General features: G+C 69.0%; 14 protein-coding genes. 6 read left to right on the top strand and 8 right to left on the bottom strand.

Translation table 11 applies throughout. The features are described 5' to 3' along the window. Window positions 1–28: 28 nt before the first annotated feature. From G9C83_RS04240 to G9C83_RS04230, 3 genes are all read right to left on the bottom strand, one after another. Window positions 29–751 carry a diphthine--ammonia ligase gene (locus tag G9C83_RS04240; protein WP_167244862.1) on the bottom strand — a complete coding sequence of 241 codons (723 nt, stop codon included), beginning with the start codon at window positions 749–751 and terminating at the stop codon, window positions 29–31. Window positions 752–787: 36 nt separating this feature from the next. Then, complete coding sequence (locus G9C83_RS04235; RefSeq protein ID WP_167244861.1) at window positions 788–1,936, bottom strand: DUF373 family protein; 1,149 nt, start codon at window positions 1,934–1,936, stop codon at window positions 788–790. Between the two features lie 142 nt (window positions 1,937–2,078). After that, window positions 2,079–2,981, bottom strand: a complete 903-nt coding sequence (locus tag G9C83_RS04230) for a coiled-coil protein (protein WP_167244860.1) — start codon at window positions 2,979–2,981, stop codon at window positions 2,079–2,081. Window positions 2,982–3,283: 302 nt separating this feature from the next. Here G9C83_RS04230 and G9C83_RS04225 point away from each other — a divergent pair, with 302 nt between their 5' ends. Further along, a complete protein-coding gene (locus G9C83_RS04225) occupies window positions 3,284–3,697 on the top strand; it encodes a DUF371 domain-containing protein (RefSeq protein WP_167244859.1) in 414 nt (137 codons plus the stop codon). A gap of 31 nt (window positions 3,698–3,728) precedes the next feature. Further along, entirely contained in the window at window positions 3,729–4,595 is an 867-nt protein-coding gene (nth, locus tag G9C83_RS04220) for an endonuclease III (protein WP_167244858.1), read from the top strand. Here nth and G9C83_RS04215 read toward each other — a convergent pair. The 3 genes from G9C83_RS04215 to G9C83_RS04205 form a co-directional block, all read right to left on the bottom strand. Further along, a complete protein-coding gene (locus G9C83_RS04215) occupies window positions 4,592–4,954 on the bottom strand; it encodes a hypothetical protein (RefSeq protein WP_167244857.1) in 363 nt (120 codons plus the stop codon). The two genes, nth and G9C83_RS04215, sit on opposite strands and share 4 nt — an antisense overlap. Window positions 4,955–4,995: 41 nt before the next feature. Further along, entirely contained in the window at window positions 4,996–5,430 is a 435-nt protein-coding gene (locus tag G9C83_RS04210; protein WP_347877771.1) for a hypothetical protein, read from the bottom strand. 69 nt (window positions 5,431–5,499) lie between these two features. Further along, entirely contained in the window at window positions 5,500–7,425 is a 1,926-nt protein-coding gene (locus G9C83_RS04205) for a beta-CASP ribonuclease aCPSF1 (protein ID WP_167244856.1), read from the bottom strand. 263 nt (window positions 7,426–7,688) lie between these two features. Here G9C83_RS04205 and G9C83_RS04200 point away from each other — a divergent pair, with 263 nt between their 5' ends. Then, window positions 7,689–8,186 (top strand): hypothetical protein, encoded by a 498-nt coding sequence (locus tag G9C83_RS04200; RefSeq protein WP_167244855.1) that lies wholly within the window; start codon window positions 7,689–7,691, stop codon window positions 8,184–8,186. A gap of 52 nt (window positions 8,187–8,238) precedes the next feature. On the opposite strand, the gene G9C83_RS04195 is transcribed toward G9C83_RS04200, so the two are convergent. Together G9C83_RS04195 and G9C83_RS04190 are read right to left on the bottom strand one after the other, a co-directional pair. Next, window positions 8,239–8,400, bottom strand: a complete 162-nt coding sequence (locus G9C83_RS04195; protein WP_167244854.1) for a hypothetical protein — start codon at window positions 8,398–8,400, stop codon at window positions 8,239–8,241. Window positions 8,401–8,469: 69 nt separating this feature from the next. Then, window positions 8,470–9,189, bottom strand: a complete 720-nt coding sequence (locus G9C83_RS04190; RefSeq protein WP_167244853.1) for a helix-turn-helix domain-containing protein — start codon at window positions 9,187–9,189, stop codon at window positions 8,470–8,472. 211 nt (window positions 9,190–9,400) lie between these two features. On the opposite strand from G9C83_RS04190, the gene proS reads away from it, so the two are divergent. From proS to G9C83_RS04175, 3 genes are all read left to right on the top strand, one after another. Beyond that, window positions 9,401–10,903 (top strand): proline--tRNA ligase, encoded by a 1,503-nt coding sequence (gene proS, locus G9C83_RS04185; RefSeq protein ID WP_167244852.1) that lies wholly within the window; start codon window positions 9,401–9,403, stop codon window positions 10,901–10,903. Window positions 10,904–11,112: 209 nt separating this feature from the next. After that, a complete protein-coding gene (gene gltB / locus G9C83_RS04180) occupies window positions 11,113–15,564 on the top strand; it encodes a glutamate synthase large subunit (protein ID WP_167244851.1) in 4,452 nt (1,483 codons plus the stop codon). 50 nt (window positions 15,565–15,614) lie between these two features. Continuing rightward, window positions 15,615–16,604, top strand: coding sequence for an SDR family oxidoreductase (locus tag G9C83_RS04175; RefSeq protein WP_167244850.1), 990 nt, complete (start codon window positions 15,615–15,617; stop codon window positions 16,602–16,604). The last annotated feature ends 8 nt before the right edge of the window (window positions 16,605–16,612 follow it).

The raw sequence follows: 16,612 nt of genomic DNA, 5'->3' as shown, positions 1-16,612 counted from the left end.
GTAGAATAATCTGGCGGCGCCCCGGACGCTACTCGCCCAGCCGTGCGTCCGTGACCTCGATGTGCCCGCGGTCGCCGTTCCAGACGGTCTCGTACGCTAACTCGATGGGACGGGACATGTGCGGGCCGTCGGTCACGAACGTCTCGAACTCGCCGCCCTCGCCGAGCACGTGGACGCCGTACTCGTCGTTCAGTTCGGCGAGTTCGTCGAGGGCGTCGCGGTCGAGCGTGCGCCCGAGCCACGACTCGTCGAGGCCGTACGCGGCGACCTGGAGAATCGCGATCTCGAAGCCGGCGTCCAGCATCGCCTCGCCGAGTTCGCGGGGGTCGCGCTGCCACAGCGGCGCGAACACCTCACAGCCCAGCCGGTCGGCCATCGCCTCGATGCGGGAGGTCTGGTACTCGCTCTCGACGGCGCCCGCGGTGACGCCCGCGAGCCCGCCGTCGAGGTCGTCCGAGAGCTCGCGGAGCGCAGCCTCCAGCGGTTCGAGCTCCGCGTCACCCTGCGCGCCCGACTCCGTGGCGGCCGCCGCCTCGAAGTCCTCGGGCTCGACGTCCACGAGCGGGATGCCGATGCTCTCGGCCGCGAGGCTCGCGAGCCGGGTCGCGGGCACGTGGTACATGTACGAGTCGCCCTCCGGGTGGACGGTGACGAGCCGCGCGACGTCCAGCCCCTCTTCGAGCGCGCGGTACAGCGCCCACGAGGAGTCCTTCCCGCCGGAGAACAGGCTCACCCACTGGCCGTCGGTCATACGTCCGCTTGCGCGCGGCCGTTCATATACACTTCTCTACGGCTCGACGGGCTCTTCGACGTCGTCGACGTCGACGCCGCTGAACCGGGTCGCGACGTGGATTCCGACGACGCTGACGAGCACGCCCAGCACGACGAACACGGCGAGGCGTTCCTCGGGGGAGAGCGCGAAGCCCTCGACGGCGAGCGCGCCGACCTCCATCGCGGGCACCGAGAAGGCGTCGAGTTCGCCCGCCAGCTCCATGAAGTACCCCGAGAACCCGCGGACGACGAGTCCGACCGCGAGCACGCCGAACGGGAGGTTCAGGAACGACGTGCGGACGCCGTCGCCGCGGATGAGCTCGTCGAACAGCCGGCCGGCGCTGGCCGCGAGTCCGCCGATGGTCACCCACGGCACGCTGTCGTACGTGAACGCCATCACGGTCACTAGCGGCGCGCGCTCGGCGGGCAGGTCCGAGACCGCGAGTGCGCCCGCGAACACGCCGATGGCGGCGAGCCCGCCGGCGACGACGTACGTCACGATGGACACCCGGCCGGAGTACAGCGCGTCCCGGGCCTGCGCGGGAACCTGCGCGAGGTACGCGTCGACGCTCAATCCCTTGTAGAGGACGAACAGCCCGATGACCGCGGTGATAGCGGCGGCAGCGACGGCGAGGCTCCCCGTCACCATCATCAGCGCGGGGAACACCAGGAGCACGATGCCCAGCGGCACGAGCACCGTCTGGCGGAGCTCCTCGTCGGCGAGGAACTGCTTCAGGAGGTAGTACGTGGACTCGAGGTCGCGTGCCTGCCGGACGACCACGCGGTCGACGGCGTCGACCTGCAGGCGGCTCTCCACGATGGGGACGACGCGCTCGTCCTCCGCGCTGTCGATGACCACGACCGCCGAGTCCGGGTCGTAGCGCTCGATGAGGTCGTCCAGCTGCTCGGCGAGCGAGCGGTCCGCGGAGACGCCGTCGCCGCTCCCGGAGACCGCCGCGACCACCGCGTCGTCGTCCTCGTCCCGCAGGTCGCGGGTGATTCGGAGCGCCTCCAGGAGGCAGTTCACCGCGGAGTCCTCGGGGTCCGCGATCCCCATCTCGACGACCAGCGACTGCACCGCTTCCCAGCCCGCGACCGGCGTCCGCAGGCCCGTCTGGCGGGGGATGTCGCCGGGTCGGTCCACGCAGACGACCAGCGTACGCATCTATCGTCCGGAGGGTCACGCCGCCACAGTAAAAACCCCGCGCTCGGGGCAGTGACGCCGCCCGTCCGCGGCGTCTCCGCTCAGCGCGGGACGACGCCGCGGCTACGCGCCGGGAAAATCGGAGAAATCGGCAGTAGACAGCTTAGAGGTGACCGGACTTCTGGAGCTTGCGGAGGTCCTCGGTGTCGAGGGTCTCGCCCTCCTTGAAGCGCTCGTAGATCTCCTCGGCCTCCTCGCGGGCCTCGGCCTGCTCCTGGGCGCGCTCGTCCTCGCGCTCCTCTTCTTCCTGTTTGTCGAGCTCGCGGAGGCGCTTCTGGACCTGCACGAACGCTTCGTGGTGGGCGTCGGCGGCTTCCTGCGCTTCCACGAACTTCTCGTGCATCTCGTCGGCCTCGTCGCGGATGTCGTCGGCCTCGCGGTAGGCCTCGATCATCTCGTTGTGGTGCTCTTGGGCCTTGTCCGCGAGCTCCGTCACCTTCTCGTGGTGCTCGGAGGCTTCCGCGCGGACCTCCTCGGCTTCCTCGACGAGCTCCTCGAGGTCGCCCGAGGCGTCCAGCTTCTCCTTGCGGTCCTGGTACTCCTCGCGCTTGTCCTCGATCTTCTCGATGAGCTCGCGCTCGTCCTCGGTGGAGAGGACCTCGGTCTGCTGCTTGAACTCGAGCTGCTCGATCTCCTCTTTGAGCTCCTCGAGGTCCTTGCCCTCGTCGAGTTCGAGGTCCTGTTTGCGCTGCTCGACCTCGTCGAAGAGCTCGTTCGCTTTGGCGTTGAGCTCGTTTCGCTTCTCCTTGTGCTCCTGGACCTGCTCGTTGAGCTCGTCGCGCTTCTCGCGGTGCTCCTGTGCCTCGTCGACCTTCTCTCGCGTCTTCGCGTTGAGTTCGTCGCGGTCGGAGGCGCGGGAGCTCGCGAGCTGGTTCAGCTCGTTACGCCGGTCCCGGAACTGGCCGGCGTTCTTGATGAGCTGCCCCTTGGATTTCTCCTGGAGTTCTTCGTCAGTAATGAGTTCGTCTGCGCTCGATACTTCGATAGTTTGTTCTTCCTCAGCCATTGTTCAAACCTCGATGCCATACCCGCTGGGCGTTCGAGACAACCGTCGCTCGGAGCGTGTTACTTCCCGGTCGGAAGGAGAACGTCCTGTCATTCTCTCGGGCTGTGCACGAACGCACGCAGCGTTCTGGTGTCAGATAGTAGTCCACCACGGCACTTAAAATTTCCGACGGCGGGAGGGGTGCAAGCAGTTGTCAGACCGCCGGCAGCGGGTGGTAACGGCTCACACGACCCCGGGTGCGGGAACTTAAAGAGCGACGGCGGAACGCCGCACACAAGTGCGCCAACCGGCAACCGCCGAGCATGGAAGAAGTCGTGCGTGCGCGCGGCCACGAGCACGTCGCCGCCGAACACGCCTCCACGCTCGAAGTGACGACCGACGACTACCTCACGCCCGCCGGCGACTGCATCGTCGGCATCGAGGCCGACCGCGCGCCTGCCGACTTCGACGACGAGTTCGTCGCCGCCTGCCGGGACGAGGACGCGACCATCACGCTCGTCCTCGAAGCCGACGGCCACCGCGAGGAAGTCGTCGGCTCCGGCCACCCCGACCTCGAGTTCGCGAACGACCGCAGCATGGTCGGCCGCACGAGCACGTACGTCGACGACCGCACCATCTTCGTGGACGCCGAGAAGGCCGCCGCGGACCTCGACCGCGACCTCGTCGCCGCGCTCGCGGACGGCGCCGAGCTGACCGCGACCCTGCGCGTCGAGTAGGCTTTTCCCGCTCGGCGACCGTCCACCGAACATGGACGACGAACCCGCGGAGAACATCTCCGGCGGCGAGGCCGCCGCGGGCCGATTCACGGAGTTCGAGCCCGGCGACGGCACCAGCCGCGCGGAGGCCGTCGTCGACCGCCTCGGAGACCTGTACTGGCAGAAGGCCTACGGTGGCCGCGACGCCTTCGAGTGTCTCGTTCGCACGATTCTCAGCCAGAACACCAGCGACGTCGCCAGCCAGCCCGCCCACGACGCGCTGATGGAGCGCTACGACCCCGGCGACCCCGCCGACCGCCCCGCCTCCGACGACGACCGGGACGGGGCGGGCTCACAGGGAGACGGCGACCTGGCGGCGGCGCTCGCGGACGCCCATCAGGACGAACTCGCGGAGACCATCTCCTCGGCGGGGCTCTACAACCAGAAGTCCGAGACGCTGATTCGCATCGCCGGCCGCGTCCGCGAGGAGTACGGAGGGGAGGACGAGTTCGACGAGTTCGTGCGCACCGGCGACCCCGACGAAGTGCGCGACGCCTTACTGGACATGAAGGGCGTCGGCCCGAAGACCGCCGACTGCGTGCTGCTGTTCGCGGGCGGTCGCGGCGGCGTCTTCCCCGTGGACACGCACGTCCACCGCATCGCGCGCCGGCTCGGGCTCGCCGCCCCGGACGCCGACCACGAGGGCGTCCGCGAAGCCCTCGAAGCCGAGGTGCCCGGCGAGAAGTGCGGGTTCGGGCACACGGCGATGATTCAGTTCGGCCGCGAGTACTGCTCGGCGCGCAAGCCCGCGTGCCTGGACGGCCCGGAGGCGTGCCCGCTGTACGACCTCTGCGACCGCGTGGGCGTCGACGAACTCGCGGAGGACGTCGTCGACCCCGCGGAGGCCGCGGGCGACTAGTCGAGGCTCTTCCAGCAGGTGTCGGTGAACGACGCCAGCGGCACGTCCACGCCGGAGTCGATGCTGACGAACAGGCCCCTGTACTCGGCCTCGGCGAAGTGGAACGCGGTCACCTCCTCGAAGCGGTGCATCGAGCACCGCAGGTCGCCCGCGTCGAAGAGGTCTTCGAGGCGCTCGCGGCTGATGCCTTCGAGCACGAGGTCGCGGTGGATATCGTCGGCGACATCGTCGAGGCGCTCGTCGACGTCGTCCCGGACGTACCGCAGGTCGTAGCCGTCCCTGTCGTACTCGGCGACGACTCGTAGCGCGTCGCCCGCCTGCTCCCGGAGCTCCGCGACGAGTTCGTCGCCACCTGGCATGAGAGTAGGTAACGAGCCCGGCGTGTTGAAAGTTCTGCCCGTCAGGAGCCGCTGCTGGCGTTGATCGTCTCGTTGTCCCGGTAGCTGAAATCCTCGTCGGCGGCCGGCCCCGCCGAGAGGAACGGGAGGTTGAGCTCCCACTCCGCCACCACGGAGAAGCGCGAGAACGGGTTCGAGAGGAACTCCGAGAGGTCGCCGACGCCAGCGAACCGCAGCTGGACGTCGACGGCGACGACGCGGGTGTCCATCGCGGTGCCGACCGCGCTGAACCCGAAGTCGCCGGGTGCGCCGAGGTTCGTGAACAGGTCGAGGTGGAGCCAGAACGTGATGTGGGGGTCGTCGCCGCCGACGTCGAAGCGGTGGCCGCCGTCGCCCTCGACGGGCGACCGCTCGACCTGCGCGCCGACCGTGCCGACGAACGCCGTGGAGACGACCAGCGCCGCGACGAGGACGCCGACTGCTCGTGTGCGGCTCACGCCCCGTAGTTCCGGGACGCGGAGTATAGAGCTACCGACTGAGAAGCACGCCGCGAGAGCGGAGTCCGTTCAGACGAAGCGGAACGTCTCGAGGTTCTTCGGCGCGAACGTCCGCATGTTGTACTCGTGGTAGAGCGCGCTGGAGAGGTCCTGCGTCGAGGACTCGTCGCCGTGCACGCACAGCACCTTCTCGGGCCGGGGGTTCATCGTGCGCACGAAGTCCTCGAGGCCCTGGCGGTCGGCGTGCCCGGAGAAGCCGTCGACGGTCTCCGTGTCCATCTTCAGTTCGAGGCGCTCGGTACGGCCGCTTCCCTGGCTGTCCGGCATCGGAATCTCGTCCCAGCCGGACTGGATGCGGCGGCCGAGCGTCCCCTGGGCCTGGTAGCCGACGAACGTCATCGTGGAGTCCGGGTCCGGGCCGATGTGCTGAATCCAGGACATGATGGGGCCGCCCTCGACCATCCCGGACGTGGAGAGGATGATGCACTCCTCGCCGTCCGCGACCTCCTGGCGCTCCTCCTCGCCGCCGTCGATGTGGTTGAACTGGGGCGCGAGGAACGGGTTCTCGTCCTCGTGGAAGATGCGGTCCCGGAGGTCGTCGCGGAGGTACTCGGGGTACGTGGTGTGGATGGCGGTCGCCTCCCAGATCATGCCGTCGAGGTGGATAGGCATCTCGGGGATGTCGCCCTCCCGCATCGCCTCCTCGAGGACGAGCATCATCTCCTGGGAGCGGCCGACCGCGAACGCCGGAATCAGGACCTTCCCGCCCTGCTCGTACGTCTCGTTGATGACGCGCTTGAGCTTGCGCTCGGAGTCCTCCTGGTCGGTCTGGTAGTCGTTGCGGCCGCCGTACGTGGATTCGAGGACGAGCGTCTCCACGCGCGGGAAGTCGTTGACCGCGCCGTTGAACAGCCGCGTGTCGTCGTAGTGGATGTCGCCGGAGAACGCGACGTTGTAGAGGCCGTCGCCGATGTGGAAGTGCGACACCGCCGACCCGAGGATGTGGCCCGCGTTGTGGAACGTGAGCTTGACGTCCGGCGCGATGTCGGTGACGTCGCCGTACTCCAGGGGGATGGTGTGCTTGATGGCCTCGCGGACCATCTCGGACTCGTACGGGGGCGCCCGGCCCTCCTTCGCGGCGACGTCGAGGTAGTCCAGCGTCAGCAGGCCCATGAGGTCCCGCGTCGGCTCGGTGGTGTAGATGGGGCCGTCGTAGCCGTACTTGAACAAAAGCGGGATGAACGCGGAGTGGTCGAGGTGCGCGTGCGTGAGCACGACCGCGTCGATGGAGTTCGCGCCCGCGCCGAGCGCCTCCTGGACCTGGAGGTAGGGGACCTCGTCCTCGCTGCCGGGCTTGTCGCCGCAGTCGATGAGGATGCGCGTCTCGGGCGTCGAGAGGATGAAGCTCGCGCGGCCGACCTCGCGGCAGCAGCCCAGCGTGGTGATGCGGACGTACTCGTCGTCGCTCATCTCCTCGCGGTGGATCTGGCGGCCGACCTTCTCCAGGATGTCCCGGCGGTCGTCGCGCTCGGACTTGAGGAAGTCCCTGACGTTCGAGACGGTGGAGGATTCGATGGGCGGCGTGCGTACGACTTCGGGCGTCCAGCCGGCGGCTTCCGTAATCTCGCGCAGTGTGGAGCCGTGGCGACCGATGACCATCCCGGGCTTCTCGGCCTCGATGACGACTTCGCCGGTGTCCTCGTGGAAGTCGAGGTCGGTGATGCCGGCGTCCTCCGGAATGACGTCGAGGATCTTCTCGCGGGCGGTCTCCGGCCGGGAGAGCACCGCTGGGTCGGGCCGGACGGTGATGCGCTTGCGGAGCTTGCTCGCGAGCTGCCGGACGAGGTCGCCGTCCTGGGCGAACTGCTTGGGGTCTCGGGTGTAGACGACGAGCTCGGGGCCCTCGTACTTGACGTCGGTCACCGAGATGTCCGGCGGAATCTCGTTCGTAATCTTGTCCTGTAACTCCTCGAGTTGCTGGTCTACAGTACTCATAGTCGGGGGTTGAGCCCTCCTGTGTCCGGGCGACCGGCGGTGCTGGGGCGGCTCACGAACCCCGGTGAGTGGGGTCGCGAGCACGCCGAAAAACGTTGTGAGTAGTCACACAGCATCGTCATCCCAGCATGGAGACCGGTGGTTCCGGCCGAGGTGGCCGGGCCGCGGGGATTAGTACAGGAGAACCCGCTTGTCTGCCAGTAAGCGGTTCCGGTTATAAAAGCCTTCGCAAAGTTGGTGTTTCTTCACGTTCGAGGTGGGGCATGGAACTGACGCCAGACGCGGTCGTCCGCGAGCGCGAGTGGGTGCTCGAACGCGCCGACGTCGTCGTCCCGCTGGTCAACGACGTCCGGAACGCGCTCGGGGACGCCTTCGACACCGAGGTCGCGCCCGTGACCGACGCGCAGTACCGGAACGCCGTCGCCGAGGTGTTCGCGGACGGCGACCGCGCGGTGAACGTCTCGGCGCTCGTGGCGCTGCTCCGAGAGCTCGACGTCACCGACGACTACCCGGGGTTCGTCGTCGACGAGCTCCTGGGCCGCGAACTCGCGGCGATGATCGCGGGCGAGCAGCCGCTGCGCCTGCTCGCGGAGTCGACGTTCCACTACGCGGACGTCCACACGAGCGGCGACGGCGACAGCGCCGCCGGACTGGACGACCTCGACGCCGCGCTCGCGGCGGGCGTCCAGACGCGGCTCCCCGGCTGGTCGTGGACGGAGTCGGCGAGCCCGTTCTCGGTGTCGCGGACTCGGGAGGACTGAACGGCGCCGCGGCTGACGGGTAACTGCGTCGGAGAACGGAGGTGGTCGCGGGTCAGTTCGCCCGGCCGTCGCCGATCTCTATGTCCTCGTCCGGGAGTTCCGGCGCCTCGGACGGGTCGATTTCGGTCTCGAGGGTGCGTTCGACTTCGCGCTGACGGAGTTGTTCGCGCTTCTTCTGGCCTTGCCGTTCGCGGCCACGCTTCGTGTCACCCATACTGTGCGGGACGTTCCCATACCACTTAACTCTCCCGCCGGTTCCAGCGCCGCTGGAACGCTCCCGGATTCAGAGGGCGTCGTCGACGAACTGGGAGACGACGAGGTCTTCGGCGCTCCGCAGCCGGTACTGGACCGTCGAGCGCGGCACGCCGAGCTCGTCGCTGAGGTCGCTGACGGTGACCTCGCGGGGCCGCGAGTAGTACCCGTTCTCGACGGCGGCCTCGAGGACCGCGCGGTGCTCGGGCGTCAGCTCCGCGGCGATGCGCGACTCGGCGTCCCAGTTCCCGGCGCTGGAGAGCCGGGACAGCGACAGCGAGAGGCCCTCCCGGAGCTGGGCCTCGATGGCGTCGTAGAGCTCGCCGACGGACTGCTCCTCGGGGTGGAGGACCCGCCACCGGTACTCGTTGTGGCTGCGGCGGGCCTCGAAGACGACGCCGTCGCCGACGTGCTCGTGGACGTAGTGGGGGACCGAGTGGCAGTCGTGCACTTCCTCGCGGAACGTGTAGACGGTCCGGGAGTTCGCGGACTCGTCGAGGACGTGGTACTCCCGGTACGTGTCGCAGTCCGGGAGGTCCAGACACTCGTTGCACCGCGACTCGTCGAGGAACACCCCGTCGAAGGCCGCCAGCGCCTCGTCCGTTCCGGTGGCGTGGTCGATGCGCCACATCCGCTCGCGGGTGGTGAAGCAGACCGAGGTCCACGCCGTCAGGCTGTCGTGCTCGATGAAGCAGTCCATGAGGGCGTCGCTGCCCGGTTCGTACTCCACGGTGAACTCGAACTCGCGCACGCGAGGAGCTACGCTCCCGACCACTAATATTAGTTTCTGCTAACGTTCGATGCCCCGCGAATGAATCCTAAACACCCATTCTAAGCCCGCTATACACTGAACTCGACGACCCCGGGGAAATTGGTTGTCTATAGGCAATTCGCGTTCGCGCTCGTGGAGCGTCCGCACACCTTCACGGGTTTTAAGAGCGAGTCAAGCCTCGTTGCTGGTAATGAGCGACGAACAGGAGCTCGGCATCACCGAGTCCAAGGAGCACAACCCCGGCGAGTGGTACGCCGAAGTGGTCCAGAAGGCGGAACTGGCGGACTACGCGCCGATGGGCGGGTTCATCGTCACCCGGCCCCGCGGCTACGCACTCTGGGAGGCGATTCAGGACAACCTCGACGGCTGGTTCAAGCAGACCGGCGTGGACAACGCCTACTTCCCGCTGTTCATCCCCGAGTCGTACCTCGAACGCGAGAAGGACATCGTGGAGGGGTTCGACCCCGAGGTGGCGTGGGTGACCCACGGCGGCCACGACGAACTCGAAGAGCGCCTCGCGGTCCGGCCGACCTCGGAGTCCATCATCGCGCCGTACATGGCCCAGTGGGTGCGCTCGCACCGCGACCTCCCGCTGCGCGTGAACCAGTGGAACTCCGTCGTGCGCTGGGAGGCGACCGAGACGAAGCCGTTCTTCCGCACGAAGGAGTTCCTCTGGCAGGAGGGCCACACCGCGCACGCGAGCGACGAGGAGGCGTGGGCGGAGACGACGCTGCGCCTCGACCAGTACCAGCGGCTCTACGAGGACGTCCTCGGGATGCCCGTGCTGCGCGGCCGGAAGCCCGAACACGACAAGTTCCCGGGCGCGGACACCACGACGACCGTCGAGGCGCTGATGCCCGACGGGAAGTCCGTGCAGGGCGGCACCAGCCACCACCTCGGGCAGTCGTTCGCGGAGGCGTTCGACATCACGTTCAGCGACGAGGACGAGGCCGAGCGCACCGCGTACACGACGTCGTGGGGACTGTCGTGGCGCGCCATCGGCGCGCTCGTCATGAGCCACAGCGACGACCAGGGGCTCGTGCTCCCGCCGACGGTCGCGCCCAAGCAGGTCGTCATCGTCCCCATCTGGCAGGAGGACACCAAAGACGAGGTGCTCCAGTACTCCTCGGAGATCGCGGCCGAGCTGGAGTCCCAGGGCGTGCGCGTCCACCTCGACGACCGCGACGAACGCAACCCCGGGTTCAAGTTCAACGAGTGGGAGCTGAAGGGCGTCCCCGTGCGCTTCGAGATCGGCCCGAACGAGGTCGAGGACGAGGAGGTCACGGTCGTCCACCGACCCGACGGCGAGGACGCCGTCGAGGACCGCGCGGACATCACGGCGACGGTCCACGACCACCTCGACGAGGTGTACGAGAAGCTCTACGACGCGGCCGCCGAGCGCCTCGACGAGAACGTCCGCGAGGCCGACAGCCGCGAGGAGATTCTGGGCACCATCGGCAAGCACGGCGGCTACGTGAAGGCGCCGTGGTGCGGCGACGAGGACTGCGAGGCCGAAATCAAAGACCAGGTGCACGCCGAAATCGTGCTGGTGCCGCTCGCGGAGGACAGCGCCGCGCGCGCGGCCTCCGAGTTCGAGGACGAACACCTCCCCGAGCCCGACCACGAGGGCGAGGACTGCGCCATCTGCGGCGAGCCCGCCGAGGAAACGGCGTTCTTCGCGAAGTCGTACTGACGGCGCCGCTTTTGTCACGGTCGTTCATTTGATAAGGGTGGTCGCCGAACCGTCGAGTAGCGAAGCGGCCTCCACTCGGGCGGTGCACGACGGGGTTCGCAGGACGGCATAGCGGCGCATACGAACACCTTATATTCCCTCTTTGGTGGTTATATTACCATTAGTGATTCAGGGAAGGGGTTTTACTCGCCCGTGGCACACGGTGGCACATGCACCAGTCCGACAGCACGAACAACCTCCTCGCAGACCCGACCGACGAACGGTCGAACTGCGGGGTCGGGGTCGTCGTCGATCTCGACGGGGGTCGGTCCCACCGCGTTCTCTCCGACGCACTCGACGTACTGGAGAACCTCGAACACCGCGGCACCACGGGCGCCGAGGAGAACACCGGCGACGGCGCCGGCGCCATGATTCAGACGCCCCACGAGTTCTTCGCCGACGTCTTCGACGGCCTCCCCGAGACCTACGCCGTCGGCTCGTTCTTTCTCCCGCAGGACGCCGACGAACGCGACGCGGTCGTCGACACCGTCGAGGACGCGCTCGCCGAGTACGGCCTCGCGGTCGACGCGTGGCGCGACGTCCCGACCGACAACGCCGACCTCGGGCAGACCGCCCTCGACTCCGAGCCCCACGTCGCGCAGGCCGTAGTACGTCCCGAGAACACTGACGACTTCGAGAAGGCGCTGTACGTCGGCCGGCAGGCCGTCGAGGCCGCCGTCGACCACGACCGCTTCTACGTCTGCTCGCTGGACCAGGACACCGTCGTCTACAAGGGCCTCCTGAAGGGCGACCAGGTCGCCGACTACTACCCCGACCTCACTGACGACCGCGTCGAGACCGGGTTCGCGCTCGTGCACGCCCGCTTCTCGACGAACACGCTCGGCGCGTGGCACCTCGCGCACCCCTACCGGACCATCATCCACAACGGCGAGTTCAACACCATCCGCGGGAACGTCAACTGGATGCGCGCCCGCGAGGCCGACCTCGAAGCCGAGGGCTTCACCGACGACGAACTGGAGGAAGTCCTCCCGGTCATCGACGACCCCGAGCAGTCCGACACCGCGAGCGTCGACAACGCGCTCGAACTCCTGATGCAGACGGGGCGCTCGCTCCCGCACGCCCTCCGGATGCTCGTCCCCGAGGCGTGGCAGGGCGACGACGAGATGAGCGACGCGCGCGAAGAGTTCTACGACTACCACGCCAGCCTCGTGGAGCCGTGGGACGGCCCCGCGCTGGTCATCGGTACGGACGGCGACCGCATCGGCGGCGTCCTCGACCGGAACGGCCTTCGCCCGTGCCGCTACGAGAAGCGCGCGGACGGCACGCTCGTGATGGCGTCCGAGCAGGGCGCCCTAGAGGGCGACGTCAGCGAGGTCGAAGAGCGCGGCCGCCTCCGCCCCGGCCAGCTGTTCCTCGCCGAACCCGGGAAGGGCGTCGTCGACGACGAGGACGTCTTCGACGAGCTCACCGACGAGCAGTACGGCGAGTGGGTCGAGGACGAGCAGCTCCGCCCGGAGACCGGCGAGGACGTGCTGCCGAGCGACCCGACAGAGGACCTGCGCTCCGAGCAGGCGATGTTCGGCTACACCCGTGACGAGCTCGACGAGCTCGTCGCGCCGATGGTCCAGGACGGCAAGGACCCCGTCGGCTCGATGGGCGACGACGCGCCGCTGCCCGGCATCTCGGAGTTCAACCACCCGCTGGCGTCGTACTTCCGCCAGCTGTTCGCGCAGGTCACGAACCCGCCGATCGACTACATCCGCGAGGAGCTCGTGACGAGCATGGAGACGCGGCTCGGCAGCCAGGACAACCTCCTCGCGGAGTCCCGCGAGCACGCCCAACAGGTCGTCCTCGACAGCCCCGTGCTCGCGGACAGCGACCTCGACGCGGTGGTGAACGCGGGCCTGCCGACGCGCACCGTCGACCTCTCCTTTGCCCCCGACGAGTCGCTGGCGGGCGCCGTCGAGCGCGTCCAACGCGAGGCCGCCGAGGCCGTCGAGGACGGCGTCGAGCTTCTCGTGCTCTCCCAGCGCGAAGCCGGCGAGGACGCGATGCCGGTACCGAGCCTGCTGGCGACCGGTGCGGTCCACCACCACCTCGTCCGCGAGGGGCTTCGCGCTCGCGTCGGCCTCGTGGTCGAGGCGGGCGACGTCCGGACCGTCCACCAGCTCTCGGCGACGGTCGGCTACGGCGCGGGCGCGGTCAACCCCTACCTCGCCATCGAGTCCGCCCGCGACATCGTCGCCGGGCCGGACGGCCCCGACCCCGAGGCGGCGGTGTCGTCGTACCTCACCGCGCTCGAGGACGGCCTGCTGAAGGTGATGGCGAAGATGGGCATCTCGACGGTCGCGTCCTACCAGGGCGCCCAGATCTTCGAGGTGGTCGGCCTCGACTCCTCGGTCGTCGACCGGTTCTTCTCCGGGACGCCGAACCGCACCGAGGGCATCGGCCTGGACGAACTGGAGGCGGACGTCCGGGCGCGCCACGCGGCGGGGTTCGACGACGAACCCGACGTCCAGCGCGTCGGCGAGTTCGAGAACCGCACCTCCGGGCGGTTCCACCAGTGGAACCCCCAGACCGTCCACAGCCTCCAGGAGGCCGTGGACAACGGCGACTACGGGGCGTTCCGGGACTACGCCGAGCAGGTCAACGACCAGACCGAGCAGCTCCAGACGCTGCGCGGGCTGCTCGACGTCGACGCGGAGGACAGGGAGAGCGTCCCCGTCGAAGAGGTCGAATCCGAGGCGGACATCGTCGAGCGGTTCTCGACGGCCGCGATGAGCCTCGGCAGTCTCAGCCCGGAAGCCCACGAGACGAACGCCCAGGCCGCCAACGAGCTCGGCGCGAAGGCGAACACGGGCGAGGGCGGCGAGCCGCCCGAGCGCTTCGACACCGACCGCGAGTGCGCCATCAAGCAGGTGGCCTCCGGCCGGTTCGGCGTGACGAGCACGTACCTCTCGTCGGCCGACGACCTCCAGATCAAGATGGCACAGGGGTCGAAGCCCGGCGAGGGCGGCCACCTCCCGGGGAAGAAGGTCAACGAGATGATCGCGGACGTGCGGTGCTCGACGCCGGGCGTCGGCCTCATCAGCCCGCCGCCCCAGCACGACATCTACAGCATCGAGGACCTCAAGCAACTCATCTCCGACCTCCGGGCGGGCAACCCGGACGCCCGCGTGCACGTGAAACTCGTCTCGGAGGCGGGCATCGGCACGGTCGCGGCGGGCTGTGCGAAGGCGGGCGCGGACTGCATCCACATCTCCGGCCACGACGGCGGGACGGGCGCGTCCCCGAAGACGAGCATCAAGCACGCCGGCCTCCCGTGGGAGCTCGGTCTCGCTGAGGCGAACCAGCTACTCGTGGAGACGGGGCTGCGCTCCCGGGTCACGCTGCGCGTCGACGGCGGCCTGAAGACGGGTCGCGACGTCGCAATCGGCGCGCTGCTGGGCGCCGAGGAGTTCGCGTTCGGCACCGCGTCGCTGGTGTCGGCGGGCTGCGTGATGGCGCGCATCTGCCACACGAACAACTGCCCGACCGGCGTCGCCACCCAGGACGACGAGCTCCGCGAGCGCTTCCGCGGCACGCCGACGAAGGTCGCGAACTACCTCACGTTCGTCGCGCGGGAGGTCCGCGAAGTCCTCGCGGAACTCGGCTACACGAGCGTCGAGGAGGCCGTCGGCCGCGTCGAGCACCTCTCGCAGGGCGACACCGACCACCCGAAGGGCCGCCACATCGACCTCTCGGGCGTGCTCGCCGAGCCCGAGGGCGACGGTCGCACGCACACGATGGAGCAGGACAAGCCCGACATGGCCCTCGACGAGAGCATCATCGAGGACGCGCAGGCCGCCATCGAGGACGGCGACACCGTGTCGCTGTCCCGCGAAATCACGACCCGCGACCGCACGGTCGGCGCGCGCGTCTCCCACGCCGTCAGCAGCGAGCACGGCGTCGACGGGCTACCGGAGGACAGCCTCCAGGTCTCGCTGGACGGGAACGCCGGCCAGTCGTTCGGCGCGTTCCTCGCGTCGGGCGTCACGATGTCGCTGACCGGCGCCGCCAACGACTACGTCGGCAAGGGGCTCTCGGGCGGCACGCTCGCCGTGCGGACGCCGCCGGAGGCGGGCTTCGAGCCCGCGGAGAACACGCTCGTCGGGAACGTCGCGCTGTACGGCGCGACCGACGGCGAGTGCTACGTCAACGGCGTCGCGGGCGAGCGCTTCGCCGTCCGGAACTCGGGCGCGAACGCAGTCGTCGAGGGCGTCGGCGACCACGGCTGCGAGTACATGACCGGCGGCATCGTGGTCGTGCTCGGCGACGTCGGCCGGAACTTCGCAGCGGGGATGTCCGGCGGCGTGGCGTACGTCCACGACCCGGACGGCGACTTCGAACAGCGCTGTAACACCGGGATGGTGGAAGTCTCCCGCGACCTCTCGGACCGCGACGAGTCCGCGATCCGCCGGCTCGTGGAGAACCACGCGGCGCGCACGGACAGCGAGCGCGCGGCCGAACTGCTCGACGACTGGGAGGCGGCGGTCTCGGAGTTCGCGGTCGTGATGCCGGACGCCTACCGCGCCGCCATCGACGAGCGGCCGGAGGCGGACGCGCGCCGCTCGCTACCGACGGGGCCCCGCGACGGCTCGCTCGCCGGGCGCGCGGACTGAGCCGCACGCGAATAGCCACCGCTTTTGTCGCGGCCGACGATTCTCGGCGTATGGACTCCGCGCTCGTCGTCGGCGGCACGCGCTTCATCGGCCGCCACCTCGTGGAAGAACTGCTCGCCCACGACTACCGCGTCACGACGTTCAACCGCGGGAAGCACGACGACCCGTTCGCCGAGAACAACCGCGTCCACCACGTGCAGGGCGACCGCACGGACCGGAAGGCCCTGCTGACCGCGAAGCGGGAGGTCGAGCCCGACGCCGTCTTCGACTGCGTCGCGTACAAGCCCCGGGAGGTCGAGCACGCCATCGACGTGTTCGGCGGCGTGGACGCGTACGTCTACGTCTCCAGCGGGTCGGCGTACGCCGCCGACGACGTACCGAAGCGCGAGGACGAGACGGAACTCGAGGAGTGCACGGCCGAACAGGCGACCGACGACTCGTTGGACTCCTACGGCCCGCGGAAGGCCGCCGGCGACCGCATCGTCTTCCAGGCGGCCGAGCGCGGCGTGAACGCGATGAGCGTGCGCCCGACGGTCGTCTACGGCCCCCACGACTACACGGAGCGCCTCGCGTACTGGGTGGACCGGGTCGCCGAACACGACGCGGTCGTCGTCCCCGGGGACGGCACGAACCTCTGGCAGCGCGTCTACGTCGAGGACGTCGCCCGCGGGATGCGCCTCGTCGCCGAGGAGGGGACGCCGGGCGAGGCGTACAACCTCGGCGACCGGAACGCCGTCACGCTCGACCGAACCCTCGACCTGATTGCGGACGCGCTGGGCACGGACGTCGAGCGCGCGTACACGAGCCCCCGCGAGCTCTCCATCGTCGACCTCGAACCCACGGAGTTCCCGCTGTACCGCGACTACCCGCACGTCCTCGACACGTCGAAAATCGAGGAGCTGGGCTGGGAGTCCACACCCGTCGAGGAGGCGATGGCGGAGACCGTCGACGCCCACCGCGAGCGTGGGCGCACCGGCGAAGCGGAGGGGCCGGACCGCGAGGACGAGGACCGTCTGCTCGACGTCCTCGACACGCTGTAGCGCGGTCC

Source organism: Halobacterium sp. R2-5, assembly GCF_011734195.1.
GTDB lineage: Archaea > Halobacteriota > Halobacteria > Halobacteriales > Halobacteriaceae > Halobacterium.
This window is presented reverse-complemented; position numbering and strand designations above follow the sequence as displayed.